At 64.1% G+C, this 16,056-nt stretch carries 19 protein-coding genes; 7 read left to right on the forward strand and 12 right to left on the reverse strand.

Annotation, left to right across the window (positions count from 1 at the left end):
- Positions 1-85 precede the first annotated feature (85 nt).
- Positions 86-259 (forward strand): DUF1328 domain-containing protein, encoded by a 174-nt coding sequence (locus I6F28_RS09380; protein ID WP_157280741.1) that lies wholly within the window; start codon positions 86-88, stop codon positions 257-259.
- Between the two features lie 105 nt (positions 260-364).
- On the opposite strand, the gene I6F28_RS09385 is transcribed toward I6F28_RS09380, so the two are convergent.
- Entirely contained in the window at positions 365-724 is a 360-nt protein-coding gene (locus I6F28_RS09385) for a DUF427 domain-containing protein (protein ID WP_225139771.1), read from the reverse strand.
- Between the two features lie 197 nt (positions 725-921).
- Between I6F28_RS09385 and I6F28_RS09390 the strand changes: the two genes are divergently transcribed.
- The gene (locus I6F28_RS09390) at positions 922-1,158 is read left to right on the forward strand and encodes a BolA family protein (RefSeq protein WP_011088461.1); all 237 of its coding nucleotides are present in this window, start codon (positions 922-924) and stop codon (positions 1,156-1,158) included.
- Positions 1,159-1,199: 41 nt separating this feature from the next.
- Positions 1,200-2,393 (forward strand): low temperature requirement protein A, encoded by a 1,194-nt coding sequence (locus tag I6F28_RS09395; protein WP_225139948.1) that lies wholly within the window; start codon positions 1,200-1,202, stop codon positions 2,391-2,393.
- A 9-nt stretch (positions 2,394-2,402) separates the two neighbouring features.
- Here I6F28_RS09395 and egtD read toward each other — a convergent pair whose 3' ends face one another.
- Together egtD and egtB are read right to left on the reverse strand one after the other, a co-directional pair.
- Positions 2,403-3,374 (reverse strand): L-histidine N(alpha)-methyltransferase, encoded by a 972-nt coding sequence (gene egtD / locus I6F28_RS09400; RefSeq protein WP_225139772.1) that lies wholly within the window; start codon positions 3,372-3,374, stop codon positions 2,403-2,405.
- Between the two features lie 48 nt (positions 3,375-3,422).
- Positions 3,423-4,718: an ergothioneine biosynthesis protein EgtB gene (gene egtB / locus I6F28_RS09405; protein ID WP_192893155.1), complete on the reverse strand. Its 1,296-nt coding sequence runs from the start codon at positions 4,716-4,718 to the stop codon at positions 3,423-3,425.
- 238 nt (positions 4,719-4,956) lie between these two features.
- Between egtB and grxD the strand changes: the two genes are divergently transcribed.
- The 4 genes from grxD to I6F28_RS09425 are packed head-to-tail and all read left to right on the forward strand — an operon-like array spanning position 4,957 to position 8,432.
- The gene (grxD, locus tag I6F28_RS09410) at positions 4,957-5,283 is read left to right on the forward strand and encodes a Grx4 family monothiol glutaredoxin (protein ID WP_018647423.1); all 327 of its coding nucleotides are present in this window, start codon (positions 4,957-4,959) and stop codon (positions 5,281-5,283) included.
- Positions 5,284-5,286: 3 nt separating this feature from the next.
- Positions 5,287-5,841 (forward strand): O-acetyl-ADP-ribose deacetylase, encoded by a 555-nt coding sequence (locus I6F28_RS09415; RefSeq protein ID WP_225139773.1) that lies wholly within the window; start codon positions 5,287-5,289, stop codon positions 5,839-5,841.
- A 43-nt stretch (positions 5,842-5,884) separates the two neighbouring features.
- A complete protein-coding gene (locus I6F28_RS09420) occupies positions 5,885-7,171 on the forward strand; it encodes a serine hydrolase domain-containing protein (protein ID WP_036012922.1) in 1,287 nt (428 codons plus the stop codon).
- 1 nt (position 7,172) lies between these two features.
- Positions 7,173-8,432 carry a serine hydrolase domain-containing protein gene (locus I6F28_RS09425; RefSeq protein WP_225139774.1) on the forward strand — a complete coding sequence of 420 codons (1,260 nt, stop codon included), beginning with the start codon at positions 7,173-7,175 and terminating at the stop codon, positions 8,430-8,432.
- A gap of 112 nt (positions 8,433-8,544) precedes the next feature.
- Here I6F28_RS09425 and I6F28_RS09430 read toward each other — a convergent pair whose 3' ends face one another.
- From I6F28_RS09430 to I6F28_RS09470, 9 genes are all read right to left on the reverse strand, one after another.
- On the reverse strand, positions 8,545-9,612 hold the full coding sequence (locus tag I6F28_RS09430; protein ID WP_036027826.1) for a threonine aldolase family protein: 1,068 nt from the start codon (positions 9,610-9,612) through the stop codon (positions 8,545-8,547).
- Between the two features lie 38 nt (positions 9,613-9,650).
- On the reverse strand, positions 9,651-9,953 hold the full coding sequence (locus tag I6F28_RS09435) for a type II toxin-antitoxin system RelE/ParE family toxin (protein WP_225139775.1): 303 nt from the start codon (positions 9,951-9,953) through the stop codon (positions 9,651-9,653).
- Positions 9,932-10,159 (reverse strand): hypothetical protein, encoded by a 228-nt coding sequence (locus I6F28_RS09440; RefSeq protein ID WP_057029490.1) that lies wholly within the window; start codon positions 10,157-10,159, stop codon positions 9,932-9,934. The genes I6F28_RS09435 and I6F28_RS09440 overlap by 22 nt, the downstream gene beginning before the upstream one ends.
- 115 nt (positions 10,160-10,274) lie before the next feature.
- Positions 10,275-10,892, reverse strand: a complete 618-nt coding sequence (gene rpsD, locus I6F28_RS09445) for a 30S ribosomal protein S4 (RefSeq protein WP_036012915.1) — start codon at positions 10,890-10,892, stop codon at positions 10,275-10,277.
- A 222-nt stretch (positions 10,893-11,114) separates the two neighbouring features.
- A complete protein-coding gene (locus I6F28_RS09450; RefSeq protein ID WP_225139776.1) occupies positions 11,115-11,882 on the reverse strand; it encodes an acyltransferase in 768 nt (255 codons plus the stop codon).
- Positions 11,883-12,103: 221 nt separating this feature from the next.
- Entirely contained in the window at positions 12,104-12,877 is a 774-nt protein-coding gene (locus I6F28_RS09455; protein ID WP_225139777.1) for an HpcH/HpaI aldolase family protein, read from the reverse strand.
- A gap of 61 nt (positions 12,878-12,938) precedes the next feature.
- Positions 12,939-13,736 carry a glutamate racemase gene (gene murI, locus I6F28_RS09460; RefSeq protein WP_036027824.1) on the reverse strand — a complete coding sequence of 266 codons (798 nt, stop codon included), beginning with the start codon at positions 13,734-13,736 and terminating at the stop codon, positions 12,939-12,941.
- Positions 13,737-13,872: 136 nt separating this feature from the next.
- Positions 13,873-14,679 (reverse strand): Crp/Fnr family transcriptional regulator, encoded by an 807-nt coding sequence (locus I6F28_RS09465; RefSeq protein ID WP_036012905.1) that lies wholly within the window; start codon positions 14,677-14,679, stop codon positions 13,873-13,875.
- Positions 14,680-14,908: 229 nt separating this feature from the next.
- Positions 14,909-15,988, reverse strand: a complete 1,080-nt coding sequence (locus I6F28_RS09470; protein ID WP_225139778.1) for a SecDF P1 head subdomain-containing protein — start codon at positions 15,986-15,988, stop codon at positions 14,909-14,911.
- Positions 15,989-16,056 lie beyond the last annotated feature (68 nt).

Consider the following 16,056-nt stretch of genomic DNA (forward strand, 5'->3'; position numbering starts at 1 on the left):
ACCTCTAGGAACCAGTTCCTCGCAGCAATGTTAGCGTTCGCCGAAAACAGCGTAGGCCGTGAGACGCGGCAGTTCGGAGCTGGCGATGTCGATCCTGAAATGGGCGCTGATCTTCCTCCTTGTCTCGATCGTGGCCGGCGTGCTCGGCTTCACCGGCATCTCGGCCGCCTCGGCCGACATCGCCCGCTTCCTGTTCTACGTCTTCGTCGTGATCTTCCTGGTGCTGCTGATATTGGGACTCACGATCTTCAGGGCGTAGCTGATTCAGCCCTCTCCGCCGTCATGGCCGGCTCGACCCGGCCATCCACGCCTTACCGCGTGCAGAACGTGGATGCCCGGGCATGACGGTCGTGGGTTGCGGCGCTTATTCCACTTCCTCGATCTTCACCTTGTCCGGATAGAACGCGAGATGGCCTGAAATCTCCGTCATCGCGGGGAAGGGTGTCTCGTAGGTCCAGATCGCGTTGTCCAGCGTCTTGCCGTCGGCCTTGACGCTGTAATAGTTCGCGTCCCCCTTGTAGGGGCAATGGGTGACGCGGTCGGTACGCTCCAACAGGGCCATGTTGGCGTCCTCCCGCGGTACATATTGCACTGCCGGATATCTGGCCTCCTTCAAGGTCAGCGCCTTGCTGGTCTCGGCGATCACGATGTCGCCCGCCGTGACGCGGACGCGCCGGGGATTTGGGGTGATGGTGATCGGGTGGTCGGGCCCTGGAAGCTTCATGATTTCACGCCTTTTCGATCAATCTGCCGCGCGCGGCACTTTGTCGTGCCTTTGTCCTGATGGGATCAGGGATATAGTGCCGGAAAGCGTGACGTAGAAGGCCGTTCACGCTAAGTTTGACCTTGCCGGCGAGGGGACCCCCGGCAGCGATTCGATGATGAGGCTGCTTTGCAGCCGAGATAAGGAGCAAGACCCGAATGCCCATGGACGCCCACGATATCGAGGCGATGATCAAGGCAGCGATCCCCGATGCCGAGGTGACCATCCGTGACCTCGCCGGCGACGGCGACCACTATGCCGCGACCGTGATCTCGGAATCCTTCCGTGGCAAATCGCGCGTCCAGCAGCACCAGATCGTCTACCAGTCCCTGCGTGGCCAGATGGGCGGCGTGCTGCACGCGCTGGCGCTGCAAACCGGCGTACCAGGTACCTGAGAAGCTGCACCTGACCTGACCAGCGCCACGAGGGGACGATGATGGCTGCGGACAATCCGCACGGCGCGATGTTCCGCGTCATTGTGCCGAACCAGCACAGCCGCGTCACTTTCGTCGAGCTGTTCTTCGACCTTGTCTTCGTCTTCGCCGTCACGCAGATTTCGCACACGCTGCTGCACCATTTCACGCCGCTCGGCGCCGTGCACGTCGCGGTGCTGTTTCTCGCGGTGTGGTGGCTGTGGGTTTTCACCGCCTGGGTTACCAACTGGCTCAATCCCGAGCTGACCCCGGTCCGGCTCCTGCTCTTTGCGATGATGTTGGGCGGCCTCGTGCTGTCGACCACGATCCCGACCGCCTTCGAGGGCCGTGGCCTGTGGTTCGCGATTGCCTATGCGGCCATGCAGGTGGGGCGTACCGCGTTCTGGCTGCTCGCAACGCCGCTGCATCGAACAGCGGTGCGGCATAACGCAATCCGCATCCTGACCTGGCTGTCGATCTCCGCGGCGTTGTGGATCGCGGGCGGCCTGGCCGAGGGCGAGAGGCGGCTATGGCTGTGGATCGCGGCGGTTACCTGGGAATACATCTCGCCGGCCGCGCGGTTCTGGGTGCCGAAGCTGGGCTTTTCTTCCGTTGAGGCCTGGGCGGTCGAAGGCGGCCATATGGCCGAGCGTTGCGGTCTATTCGTCATCATCGCGCTCGGCGAGGCCATTATCGTCAACGGCGCGACCTTCGCTGAACTGGAGTGGACCGCGAGCAACATTCTCGCCTTCGTCTCAGCGCTGGTCGGCGCCATCGCGATGTGGTGGATCTATTTCCACAAGGGCGCGGAGGCCGGCTTGGAGCGGATCTCGAAGTCAAGCGAGTCCGGCCGCCTGGCGCGGCTCGCCTACACCTATCTGCATATGCCGATCATCGCCGGCATCATCCTGACCGCGGTCTCGGACGAACTGGTGCTGAAGCATCCGTCCGGCCATTCCGACGCCCGCACGGTTCTGAGCACGATCGGCGGCCCGCTGGTGTTTCTGATCGGCACCATCCTGTTCAAGCACGCGGTCCGCGGCTTCCTCCAGCTCTCGCACGGCATCGGCATCATCGCGCTATTGGTGCTGTGGTGGTTCGCGTCGGAACTGTCGCCGCTGTGGCTGTCAATGGCGACGAGCGCCATCTTAATCGTGGTGGCGGTGTGGGAGTCGGTGTCGCTGGGGTCGAAGGTGGAGGAGGCCGGGGAGCATTGAAGCCCGGCCTTACTCCGCGACCTCCAGCGCGTGCACCGAGAACATCTTCGCCGCATCCGTCCAGCTCTCGCGGACCCGCCAGCCCGCGCCCTGGGCCAGCGCGGCAAAACGCGCGATGCTGTATTTGTAGCTGTTCTCTGTGTGGATGCTTTCGCCCGGGCGGAACGAGAAGCTGGTGCCCAGCAGGCGCACGGTCTGGCTCTTCCTGCTGATCAGGTGCATCTCGATGCGGTGCCGCTCGCGGTTGTAGATCGCGCGATGGGTGAAGGCGGACAGGTCGAAATTGCCGCCGAGCTCGCGGTTGATGCGCACCAGCACATTGAGGTTGAAGCGCGCGGTGACGCCGGCCGCATCGTTATAGGCGTCGAAGAGGATCCGCTCGTCCTTCTCGAGATCGGCGCCGATGATCATCTGCGCGCCCTTGCCGAGGATCTTGCGCGCGCTTTTCAGGAAGGCCTGCGCTTCCTGCGGCTCGAAATTGCCGATGGTGGAGCCGGGGAAGAAGCCGACCTTCGGCATGGCTGCAACCTGCTTGGGCAGCTCGAACGGCGTGGTGAAATCGGCCGCCACCGGATAGATGCCGAGCGCCGGGAAATCCCGCTTCAGGCCGCTCGCCTGTGCCTTCAGGAAGTCGCCGGAGATGTCGACGGGGACATAGGCTGCGAATTTGCAATGATCGAGCAGCAGGCGCACCTTCGTGGTCGCGCCGGCGCCGAACTCCACCAGCGCGGCGTGCTCCGGGATGATGCTTGCGATCTCGCTTCCGCGCTCCTTCAGGATCGATAGCTCGGTGCGCGTCGGATAATATTCCGGCAGCTTGGTGATCGCCTCGAACAGCTCCGATCCGGTCGCGTCGTAGAAGTATTTCGGCGACAGCTTTTTCGGCTGCTGCGAGAGGTCCTCGATGGCCTCGCGGGCAAAGGCGGTGGTCTGCTCGTCGGGAAGATGGGCCTCGGCCAAAGCGCTGGCGTGCACATTCATGATACTCTCCTGAACGCGCTGTCCGGCGCGCATCTGTCGTCGGAATACTTAGTCGTAATCGGCAAGCCGCAACCCGGTGAACTGCCAGCGGTGGTGCGGATAGAAGAAGTTGCGATAGGTGGTACGACTGTGGCCCTGCGGAGTTGCAAGCGAGGAGCCGCGCAGCACCAGCTGGTTGACCATGAACTTGCCGTTGTACTCGCCGAGCGCGCCTTCGACGGCGCGATAGCCGGGGTAGGGCGCGTAGGAGCTGCGGGTCCATTGCCAGACGAGGCCGAAGGCGTCGTTGAGCTGGCCAGCGCGGGCCGCGACCTCCCATTCCATCTCGGTCGGCAGGTGTTTTCCGGACCAGCGCGCGAACGCATCCGCTTCGTAATAGCTGATGTGGCAGACCGGCGCGTCTGGATCGACCGGCTTGAGGCCGGCCAGCGTCATCACCTGCCATGCGCCGTCGACCTCGCGCCAATAGCCGGGGGCTTGCCAGTCTTCCTTGCTGGCCGCGGCAAAGCCGTCCATCAGCCACAGGGTTGCGGTCCGGTAGCCGCCGTCCTGCATGAAGGCGAGCCACTCGGCATTGGTGACCAGATTGCGGGCGATCCTGACCGGGCCGACCAGGGCGCGGTGCGCCGGCTTCTCGTTGTCGAAATGAAAGCCGTCGTCGACATGGCCGACGGTGTGGATGCCTTCGTTCAGCGTCAGCCAGTCATCGCCGCCGCGCGTTGCGGCCGGGAAGCGCCAGGCCGGGTCATACGCCGGATAGATCGGGTTCTGCGCAAAGGCATGCAGGATGTCGGTGAACATCAGCTCCTGATGCTGCTGCTCGTGATTGAGCCCGACCTCGACCAGCGGCGCGATTGCGCGGAGCTTGTCCGCGCCCGCCTCGCGGAAGAATTTGCTGACCGCCGTATCGACGTATTTGCGATAGGCGCCGACCTCGTCGGCGCTGGGGCGGGTGATGTCGCCGCGATGATTGCGAGCATGTCGCGGGCCGGCGCTGACGTAGTAGGAATTGAACAGGAACGCGAAATCGGGGTGGAAGGGCCGGTAGCCCGCAGCATGCTCGCCGAGCAGGAATTGCTCCCAGAACCAGGTCGTATGGGCCCGGTGCCATTTGGTCGGGCTGGCATCCGGCATGGACTGGATCTGCTGGTCCTCGGGCGACAGCGGTGCGGCCCGGCGTTCGGTCTCATTGCGGACAGTCGAGAACGCCGCTTCCAGCCGCTGGGCGAGTTCGTCCTCGCGGGAGGACGGTGACGAACGCAGGGAGGCCGTGGCTGAGGCTTGTTTCGTCACGTTTTTCTCCAGACAGGACAAGAGAACGTTGTTCGCACGACCCGGTTCCATGAACAGGGTTCGTCCTAGATAGGGGCTCCGTTACGGTATGAAAGTCCTCTGCGGCGATGATATTGATGTCATCAGCCTATGGACCCGGCTGGGGTCAATCCGGCCGCGGGGACCCGTCGCCGCCATTTTACTTTGGATGCACAACGGTTTGGGCTACATATATGGGCAGGTATCGGGTTAAATCGGCTGAGCCGGCCCGAAGCAATTGGTGAGGGCTCTGCCCCAGAAGGACACGGATATGAGCATCGCGGAATTCATCGACAATGAAGTGAAGTCGAACGACGTGGTTCTGTTCATGAAGGGGACGCCGCAATTTCCGCAGTGCGGTTTCTCCGGCCAGGTGGTCCAGATTCTCGACCATATCGGTGTCGGCTATAAGGGGCTCAACGTTCTCGAATCCGCCGAGCTGCGCAACGGCATCAAGGAATATTCGAACTGGCCGACCATCCCGCAGCTCTACGTGAAGGGCGAGTTCATCGGCGGTTGCGACATCGTCCGTGAGATGTTCCAGGCCGGCGAATTGCAGCAGCTCTTCTCCGAGAAGGGCGTCGTCGTCGCGGCCTGACACGTGACCCTGCTGACGCGCCGGATTGGCGGCGCGGAGCTCGAGGTTATCGTCGCCGATATCACCACGCTCGGCGTCGACGCCATCGTCAACGCCGCGAACACGTCGCTCCTTGGCGGGGGCGGCGTGGATGGCGCGATCCACCGGGCAGCCGGGCCCGAGCTCGTCGACGAATGCCGCATGCTCCACGGTTGCAAGACGGGCGACGCGAAGATCACCAGGGGCTATCGGCTCAAGGCCGCGCATGTCATCCACACCGTCGGTCCGGTGTGGAATGGCGGCACGCTCGGCGAGGACGATCTGCTCGCCTCCTGCTATCGGCGGTCCATGGAGCTTTGCGGGAAGCACAAGCTGACCTCGGTGGCATTTCCCGCGATTTCGACCGGCATCTACCGTTTTCCTGCCGACCGGGCGGCCGATATCGCCGTGCGCACGACGATCGAAGGGCTGGCTTTGGCGCCGACCGTCGCTCGCGTCGTGTTTTGCTGCCTCTCTGAGCCGAGCGCCGGGCTCCATGCCGAGGCGCTTGCGCGACAGGGCGGCCCTTGTGCCGATTGAGCTGGTCGGTACACTCTGAGGCGCCATGTTCCGGGGAGGGGATATGATTTCACAATTTGGACTGCGTGCGCTCGCCTGCGGCGCGTTGGTGTCGCTTGCCGCGATCTCGCCGGCGCGCGCGGAGGGCACTTACGAGATTCCGGCCGGCGCACGTTTCAACCAGGAGAAGCTCGGCAGGATCACCGAGTTCTTCAAGAACGAGGTTGCGACGGGCAAGATCGCCGGTGCAAACGTGCTGATCCAGCAGCATGGCAAGCCGGTCTATCACGAAGTCTTCGGCGTTCAGGACGTGGTCAGCAAGGCTCCGATCACGGACAAGACCATCTTCCGCCTGTTCTCGATGACCAAGGCGATCACTGCGGTGGTCTCGATGCAATTGGTCGAGGAGGGCAAGATCAAGCTGGACGATCCCGTCTCGAAATACATTCCCTCCTTCGCCAATGTGAAGGTCGGTGTCGAGAAGAAGGCGGAGGACGGCACGAAATCGCTCGAGCTGGTGCCGCCGAAGCGGCCGATGACCGTGCACGATCTGATGACGCACACCTCGGGCATCACCTACGGCTTCTACGGCGACAGCCTGGTCCGCAAGGCCTATCGCGAGGCCAACATCTATGCCGGCGACTTCGATCTGGCCGAGTTCGCCGAACGAATCGCCAAGCTGCCGTTGCACAACCAGCCGGGCGCGCTCTGGCAATACGGCCACTCGACCGACGTGCTGGCGCGTGTGATGGAGGTCGCCGCCGGCAAGCCGCTGATCGACATCATGCGCGAGAAGCTGCTCGATCCTCTCGGCATGGTCGATACCGGCTTCTTGGTCACGGACCCCGCGAAGCAGAAGCTTCTGGCCCAGCCCGTGCCGAACGATGCCGATTTCCGCGTCGGCCGCATCAATGATCCGACGGTCGTCAAGAAGATCCAGTTCGCCAGCGGCGGCATGGTCACGACCATGGCGGATTACAGGCGCTTTTCGCAGATGCTGCTCAATGGCGGCAGTCTCGACGGCAAGACCATCCTCAAGCCCGAGACGTTCAAGCTGATGACCACTGATCAGGTCGGCCCCGGCTCCGGCGTCGAGCGCGACTATTTCTATTTCCCCGGCGACGGCTTTGGCTTCGGCCTTGGGCTTGCGGTCCGTACCGAGCCCGGCAATGCCAAGCCGCCGCCGCCCGGCAACCTCGGCGAACTCAAATGGGACGGCGCCTCCGGCTGCTATTTCGTGATCGACCCCAAGCAGGACATGTTCTTCGTGCTGCTGGAGCAGACCCCGAGCGAGCGCCAGCGCGTGCAGCGGACATTGAAGCAGCTGGTTTATGAAGCCATGGAGAAGTGACATGAACGGGCGCCGCGCGCTGTTCGCGGCGCTCGTTCTTTTGTTCGGCGCCGTAAGTGCGCGGGCGGGCTCGGAGGGCCGCGCGCACAGATTCACGCCCGAAGGCCTGGCAAAAGTCTCCGACTACATCAGGAATGAGATCGCGACCGGCAAATTTCCGGGAGCGATTCTGCTGCTCCAGCAACACGGCAAGCCGGTCTACTGCGAGAATTTCGGCGTCCGCGACGTCGCGACCCAACTTTCGATGAGTGCGGACACGATCTTCCGCCTCTATTCGATGACCAAGCCGATCACCTCGGTCCTGGCGATGATGCTGGTCGAGGAGGGTAAGCTTGCGATCAGCGATCCCGTCTCGAAATACATTCCGGCCTTTGCCGGCATGAAGGTCGGCGTCGAGAAGAAGGCCGAGGACGACAAGGTCTCACTGGAGTTGGAGCCGCTCAAACGTCCGGTGACGATCGAGGATTTGATGCGGCATACCGCCGGGATCCCTTACGGCTATTATGGCGGGGACCTGGTGAACAAGCTCTATGCCGACGCCGGACTGTTCGACAGGAATTCGACCAATGCCGAATTCGTCGCGAAGATCACCACGCTTCCGCTCGCCGAACAGCCCGGCACGATCTGGGACTACGGCCACTCCACCGACGTGCTCGGGCGCATCATCGAGGTGATCTCGGGGACATCGCTGCTCGAGTTCGCGAAGACGCGGCTGCTCGATCCACTCGGGATGAAGGACACGGCGTTCTACGTCGCCGATTCCGCCCAATGGCCGCGTATCGCCGAGCCGATGCCGCAGGATCGGGCGATCAGCCCGATCACGCAGGTTCGCGATATCAGGAAACCGCTGCGATGGGAGTCGGGCGGCGGCGGCCTCGTCGGCACGGTCGGCGATTATGCCCGCTTCTCGCAAATGCTGCTCAACGGCGGCACGCTTGAAGGTCGACGCTATTTGAAGCCGGAAACCATCGCCTTGATGGCGAGGGATCATATCGGTCCCGAAACCCGCGTCGAGCGCGACAAGCACTACTATCCGGGTGAGACCAGCGGCTACGGCCTCGGCTTCGCCGTACGTACCGCAGTGCCGCCGGGCACGAACTGGCCGCTTGGCGAATATCGCTGGGACGGCGTTGGCGGCACCTTCTTCTTCATCGATCCCGAAGACGACCTGTTCGGAATCTTCATGGTGCAGACCCCCTCGCAGCGCGGCCGGATCCAGCTCGAGCTGAAGACGCTGATCTATCAGGCGATGGGGCGGTGAGACCTCTCCCCCTTTGCGTAGCCGGATGGAGCGAAGCGCAATCCGGGACGTCCTCACCGCGTGGATAGATCCCGGATTTCGCTGCGCTCCATCCGGGCTACGGGGCTGAGCTTTACGCCCCGCGCACGATCTCGCGCACGTACCCGATCGTCTCCTCGATCTGGCTCGCATTGACGTCCAGATGGGTGCAGGCGCGGATGCGGCCGTCCATCATCGCGAGCGTCACGCCGCGCTGACGGAGGGCCGAGACCATCTTGTCGCCGGGAATGCCGGCGCCGTCGGGCTTGAAGAACACGAGATTGGTCTCGGGCTCCTGCACCTCCATGCCCGAGATCTGCGACAGGCCGCGGGCGAGCGCGCGCGCATTGGCGTGGTCGTCGGCCAGGCGCTCGACGTGGTGGTCGAGAGCATAGATGCACGCTGCGGCGCAGATGCCGGCCTGCCGCATCGAGCCGCCGAGCCGCTGCTTCCACTGCCAGACCGCGTCGATGAAGGCGCGCGAGCCTGCGAGCACGCCGCCGATCGGTGCGCCCAGGCCCTTGGAGAAGTCGATCCAGGCCGAGTCCCAGCCCGCGGTCATGTCGCGTGGCGAGATGCCGCTCGCGACCGTGGCGTTGAGCAGGCGCGCGCCGTCCATATGGGTGACGAGGTCGTGCTGCCTGGCGATCGCGACGATCTCGTCGAGCACCGCCTTCTTCCAGATCGTGCCGCCGCCGATATTGGCGGTCTGCTCGACGCTGACGACGGTCTGCGGCGGCTGGTACCGCGTGCGCGGATGCAGCGCCTTGCGAAGGGTCTCCGGCGTGAACTGGCCATCGGGGCCCTTGAGCTGGGTGACCTGGAAACCGCCGATTGCGGCATGCGCGCCGCCTTCGCGCGCGATGATATGCGCGGTCTCATGGGCGAGGATCTCGTCGCCGGGGCGGCAATGCACCAGCGTCGCGGTGACGTTGCACATCGTGCCCGAGGGCATGTAGACCGCAGCTTCCTTGCCGAGCAGATCGGCCACGCGCTCGCACAGCGCGTTCACGGTCGGATCGTCGCCGACCTGTTCGTCGCCGACTTCCGCCCGCGCCATCGCCTCCCGCATCCCTGCCGTCGGCTTGGTCTGCGTGTCCGAGAGCAGATTGATGCGCACCGGCGGCGCCTTGGGATCGACGGGGGGAGGGGTGTAGAGCATCAACTTGCTCCTCGAATGGAATGGCACTCTCTCGCGGGTCAGCGAGCTTTGGGTGGACGCCGGGCGGCGTGACGAAACCGCATAATAACGATTTCTGTCGCGGTCACACGATAATCGATCAGATAGGGATAAGGGTTGACCGGCAAGCGACGGACGTATGCACGCGTAGTTGTTCGCCCTGCGTAGGGGTAGTTCTCTAGCAATGCTATGAGAGCGACAATGCGGTCGCGCACATGGCCTGCGCCTTGGGGTGAGCGCACCTCGATGTAAGTTAGAACTTGGTCGATTTGGGCGAGCGCCCGCTTCGTATAACGGACCTTCACAGCCCGTGCTTGGCCCACATTGCGCGGACCTCGTCGGCGCTGGCCAACTCACCGCGCGCGATTTCTGCTTCGGCCTCGGCGAGATCCGCCTCTTCCGCCGCCGTCAGCTGGATCGGTGGCTGATCGATCCCGGCAAGCTCGAGCAGGGCCCGCGCCAGATCGTCCTGCTCTGAATCAGGCAGGCTGGAAACCTTGCTGAAGGCCTCTTCCAGAAGACGAGTCATGCTCAACTCCGCGATGTGGCGACCATAGCACAGATGGCCTGCGACATGGGAATGGCCCGTTCAAACAAAAAGGCCCCGGAGAACCGGGGCCTTTGAACGTCGATATGCCCAATAATCAGCGCGAATAGAATTCGACGACCAGATGCGGCTCCATCTGCACCGGGAACGGCACGTCGGAGAGGCCGGGGATGCGGGCGTACTTCGCGGTCATCTTGCCGTGGTCGACTTCGAGATAGTCGGGGACCTCGCGCTCGGGAAGCTGGCTGGCTTCGAGCACGTGGGCGAGCTGCTTGGAGGCTTCCTTGACCTCGACCACGTCGCCGACCTTGAGCTGATAGCTCGAAATGTTGACCTTGCGGCCGTTCACCTTGATGTGGCCGTGGTTGATGAACTGGCGTGCGGCGAAGATCGTGGAGACGAACTTGGCGCGGTACACGACCGCGTCGAGACGACGCTCCAGCAGGCCGATCAGGTTCTCGCCGGTGTCACCCTTGAGGCGGCTGGCCTCGACATAGATGCCGTGGAACTGGCGCTCGGAGATGTTGGCGTAATAGCCCTTCAGCTTCTGCTTGGCGCGCAGCTGCACGCCGAAGTCGGAGAGCTTGCCCTTGCGGCGCTGGCCATGCTGGCCGGGGCCGTATTCGCGGCGGTTGACGGGACTCTTCGGGCGGCCCCAGATGTTCTGGCCCATACGGCGATCGATCTTGTACTTCGCCTCACTGCGCTTAGTCATCGCGTCCTCTTCAGGTCATGGTTTGAGGAAACGCGCCCTCCTGTGTGACGGGATGATCCCGGCACCGACAGGTCCGATCCCCAAAGCTTAAGGGAGAGGACCACGGGTCGCGAAACGCTTCGCGGGCCGAAATCGGCCCGCGAGCAGGCGGCTTTTAGGGGACTTTGGGGTTGGCTGTCAATTCTTTAGCCTGTCATTCCGGGACCTGCGACGACGGTATTCTTATGTCCTGACCGCCCGGACCGGCTTTGACCCCGCCGCCCGCAATTCGCCAGCAATTTCAGTGTTCAGGACCTGTTCCAGCCGGGTCAGGACCCGCGCGATCGGGGCGGCGTCGGTGACGCGGTGGTCCCAGCGGATCACGACATGGATGGTCTGATCCGGCTCGACCAGCCCATAGCTCAGGACAAAGGGGCCCGGCGTGATCGGGTGGAGCTCGCCGCCGCCGTAGGCGGCGACCGAGCTTACCGCAAAGCTGCCGAACCAGTTACCGCGCTGACGGCCGAAATTCAGACCGATGGCCAAGGACAGGCGCCGCAATGGCAACGGCAGGCGGGTCGCCCGCATGATCTTGCGGTACATCGGAACATCCTCGATCGGGGCCGTCTTGCCGCGTCGGATTTCCGCATCGACTTCTGCCAGCGAAAGAGCCTCGGGACCCGCGATTCGCTGCAGCAGCACGCATTCCTCGCCATCCTCGACCCGCGCGATCGCGACCGTCGCCACGCTCTTTGGAAGCTCATACAGAGCCGGCCAGGGCCATTTGACGTAAAGGGTGCGCAGGATCGGCTCGTCCTTTGCAACCAGGGCGAAAGCCTTGACGAACATCGCGGCCCAGCCGGCGGGCGCGGCCGCGTCCGCGCGGGCCTCCAGCAGGGGGCGGATATTGAGCGAACGGGCCAATGAAACGAAAGGTACGCCCTTCGAGGCGTGCATGAGGTCGCAGATCACACGACGACGCAGCGAAATGGTCTTGGGCGTCCCGCGCATAGGCCTCCGGTTCCAAATCAAAAGATCAAAATATGTGCAACGAGCGGGGCCCGCCTGCTCGCTCTAGCACGAACCAACCCGCTTGGGGCCGGTCGGTTCGCCGCACTGGGCAGCGCCAAAGATGGACCCCCTTTAGACCAAAAAATCATCCATTTTCAATGATTTATATCTCGATCAGGCGCTCTTGGTCGCGTCGGTCGGTCATGCGTCGATCGGCCCGATCAGCGCCTGACCCCCTCGTAGGCCGCCATGATGCCGCGCTGGAACAGCGACCAGTCGAAGCCCAGCGCAATCGCGCGGTAGCCGCGGTCGATCAGCGCATTGGCCTGATCGGCGGTGCGCGCCACCCCGCCGATCGGCACCCCGCTCTTGAGGATGCCCGCCTCGGCGCGCGCGATCAGGTCCAGCAATTGCGGATCATCCATCTGGCCGCGCTTGTTGATGGAGGTGGCGAGATCGCCGGGACCGATGACCGCGACATCGATACCGGGCGTTGCCATGATCTCGTCGATGCGATTGACCGCGTCGACGTGCTCGATCGTGATCATGCAGATCATCTCGTCGTCGGCAGAGGCCATGTAATCAGGCATCGACTGGCCCCAGCGGAACGGCGCGTGGAAGGGACCCCAGAGCCGATCGCCGCGCGGCGGGTAGCGCACGCTGCGCACCGCTTTCTCGGCATCCGCGCGGCTCGTGATCATCGGGAAGTTGATGCCGAAGGCACCGATGTCCATCGGCGCTTTCGCCAGCCACGGCTCGTTGGCGGCGATCCGCACCAGAGGCGTGCACGGCGTGCCCGTGGTCGCGGCGATCATCGCGTGGGCTTCGGTCAATCCGATCGGGCCGTGCTCGAGATCGACGATGATCCAATCGAGCGAGCGCGCCATGATCTGCACCATCTGCACGCTCGGGATGGTCGCGATCGCACCGAAGGCGGGGCGACCCTCGCGCCAGAGCTGACGGAGACGGTTCAGCGGCTTTGCGGGGACCGACATGGAAAATCCTGCGGGACGATGGCGACGGCAAAGCCTAGCAGCGCGCCGCCAGTGCGCAAGCTCAGGCCACCGCGCGTCCGCCGAAGAACGGCGTCAGCGTGGCGCTGAGACCATGCACGCGGTTCGATGTAAAAATCATCTCGGCGCCGGACTGCGCGATGCCGCCGGTCGGCGGGCCGAGCAGGTCGGAGACGCGGCGGGCGATCGCGGGCGCTGGATCGATCCAGTCGACCGGCCAGGGCGCGAGCTTCTTCATCCGGTCGAGCAGAAGCGGGTAGTGCGTGCAGGCGAGCACCACAGTGTCGGTGCGCGCGCTCGCATCCGAGGCGTCGCCGACGAAGCAGGGAGCGAGCTCGGCGAGGATGGCTTCGTCGCTGATCGGGCTACCGCCGAGCGCGGCTTCGGCCAGCGAAGCGAGCTCGGGCGAGCCGACCAGCGTCACCTCGCATCCTTGTGCGAAATCGCGGATCAGCGCCTTGGTGTACTCGCGCTTCACCGTGCCCTTGGTGCCGAGCACCGAAACGCGGCGGGTCCTGGACTGCGCACAGGCCGGCTTGATCGCCGGCACCGTGCCGACGAAGGCTACGGAATAGGCGGCGCGCAAGTGAGACAGGACCAGGGTGGACGCCGTGTTGCAGGCGATGACGACGAGGTCTGGACTATGCCGGCCGATCAGCTCCCCCATCAGCGGCACGACGCGGGCGATGATCTCGTCCTCGCTGTGGTGGCCATAGGGGAAGAAGGCGTCGTCGGCGACGTAGACGTAATGCGCGTCGGGCCGCGCCGCCACGACCTCGCGGAGCACCGTGAGCCCGCCAAGGCCGGAATCGAACACCAGGATCGTCGGAGAATTGGTCACGTCGCCACCCTAGCCCGGCATGGTTACCATTCGGTTTTTAGGGCGATTTTGCGGCGATCCCGCAAAGACCGGGGGGCGTCTCGTGTCACGGACGCGCTGCGTCGTCATCCCCGGCGTCAGATCGGCCGCGCGGCGCTCACGCGATCCTGTTGGTGGTGGTCCCGCGCTCGGTTGCCAGCTGCTTCTGCAGGCGATCGATGTTCTGCAACAGGCGCTGGCTGGTCAGCACCAGGAAGTAATAGCCGAATTGCGGATCCTGGAAGTAGATCTCGAGCAGCCGGTCATAGGTGATGGTCAGCACCTGGCCGTCCTCGATGCATTCGACCGTCCCCGTGCGCCGGTTGTCCGGCGTGAGGAAGCCGAGCTCGCCCATCAGCGCCCCGGGCCCGATCTCGACGTTGATCTCCTTGACCAGGAACTTGCCGGTGACGGTGAGGAACATTTCGTTGGCTGGGTCACGCATCTTGAAGAGGATGTCGCCGCGCCGGTATCTGCGCTCGGTCATGAATGGCTTGAGCCATTCGATCGACATGTCCCCTTCGGCCGCATGGCGCGCCTTCTTGACCAGCTTCAGCATCTGCCGCAGGCGCAGCGCGTTGATCGGAAGCATCAGGAGATAGAGCAGGAACGTCGCGACGTTGGCGGAGAGCGCGCCGAAGAGAGCGAAGAACGCGCAGCCGATCATGTTGGCGACGCGCAGCGGCACCATTGTCCGCATCAAGAGGGTGGCGACGAAGAAGACCGCCCCGACCACGGCGAACAGATTGGCGAGCGTGATGTTGTGGACGAAGATCTCCAGGAGCCGGTTGAAGATCGCCTCGTAGGTGACGCTGTCGGGATCGAGCCCCATCTGGACCAGGATTTTCGCGATCCTGAGGTTGTCCGTGGCCGCTTCGAGGATGCGGTCGAGGATCGACGAAACGTCTGCGCTGCCGGACGGCATGGTACTAACCCCACGTAAGGCATTCAGTCCTGGTCGGCACCCGTATAGCCGAAATCGAATGACGACCGCTTGAATGACGCTTCCGGCCATCGTGCCGCAAGGGGCAAATTTTAGCCTGATCGGGCGTTTCGGCAATTGCCCGTTGGTTGCGCGTCCGACCGCGCAGGCCCGTGATTCGGGCCAGCCGTGCGGGCTTGAGCGTCGCTGACGGGCCCGAAGCGACCTTCGTTTACGGCTTGGCGGCGGGTTGCACGACCCGCTGCTCGACGAGGCCGAGCCGCCCCGGCAGAGAGCCGGCGCGCAGCAGCATGGCGACGCTGTTGGCCTCTTCCAGGGTGAAATTGCCGGAAATCTGGCCGGAGCCGCCGGTGATGGGCTCGCGGATCACGGGCGCGGAGATCACCTTGTCGTCGAGCACGATGGCAAAGGGCTTTCCGACATTCTCTGCCGTGATATGGGCAAAGCGCCGCGTGCCGCGGCCGTTGAAGCGGAACGATGCGATCGGCTCCTTGCTGTCGCCGGTCAATCCCGGGCCGGCATAGCTGATCTCGCCGCCCTCGAGGGCGCTGTCCTTGGCGACGAGATAAGGAAGCTTGTCCTTGAAGCCGAGCAGGACTTCCGTGCCCGCCGGCGGCGTGCCCGATTGCGCCTGCTCCGCGGACATCGAGAGGTCGATCAGGCGGAAGCCGACCTTGACCTTCCTGGCGAAGATCGCGGTGATTTGCTCGGGCTCCATCAATCCGGGCAGGAAGATGCGGATACGGTCCATTCCCTCGGGCTGGACGCTGGCGAGCTTGACGCCGGCGTCCTTGAGGCGCTGCTCGATCATGGCGATGGAATCTTCAACGAGATCGCGCAGCCGCGCGGCGGATGCGGCATCGGTCGGCGCGAGCCTGAGCAGCCCGTCGCCGGCGTCGGTGACGTTGAGCGCGTGTGTCGGCAACCCCTCCGCCGCCGCGACGAGCTTGCGCGTGAGCTGTTCGCTGCCTTTGCCGTCAGCGATCTTCACGTCGACGCCGCCGTCGCGGATCGCAAGTCCGGAGAACGCGATGCGGCCCTCGCGCAGGATCTTGTAGACGTCGTCGCGCAAATCCGTGACGACCGCCTCCCGCAAGGCATCGGTGTCGACCCTGTAGACGATCCGCGATCCGCCCAGCTTCTCCATCTTGTCGGCGATGAAGGCGGCGACCTTGACCCGCACCTTGTCGAGCTGGCTGTCGGCAAGCGAGGCACCGGGCAGGGCGATCGCGGATACCATTGTGAACGCAGCGACCAGCCGTGCGATCCGGTTCCGCAGGGGCGTCGTCATGATGACCTCTTGTCTTGCGGGAGGGCGCTGGCGAGTGAAGTCAGCGGCAGTTCTTGGTCCCTCGATCA

The sequence above is a fragment of the Bradyrhizobium sp. NBAIM14 genome (genome assembly GCF_020193895.1).
GTDB lineage: Bacteria > Pseudomonadota > Alphaproteobacteria > Rhizobiales > Xanthobacteraceae > Bradyrhizobium > Bradyrhizobium yuanmingense.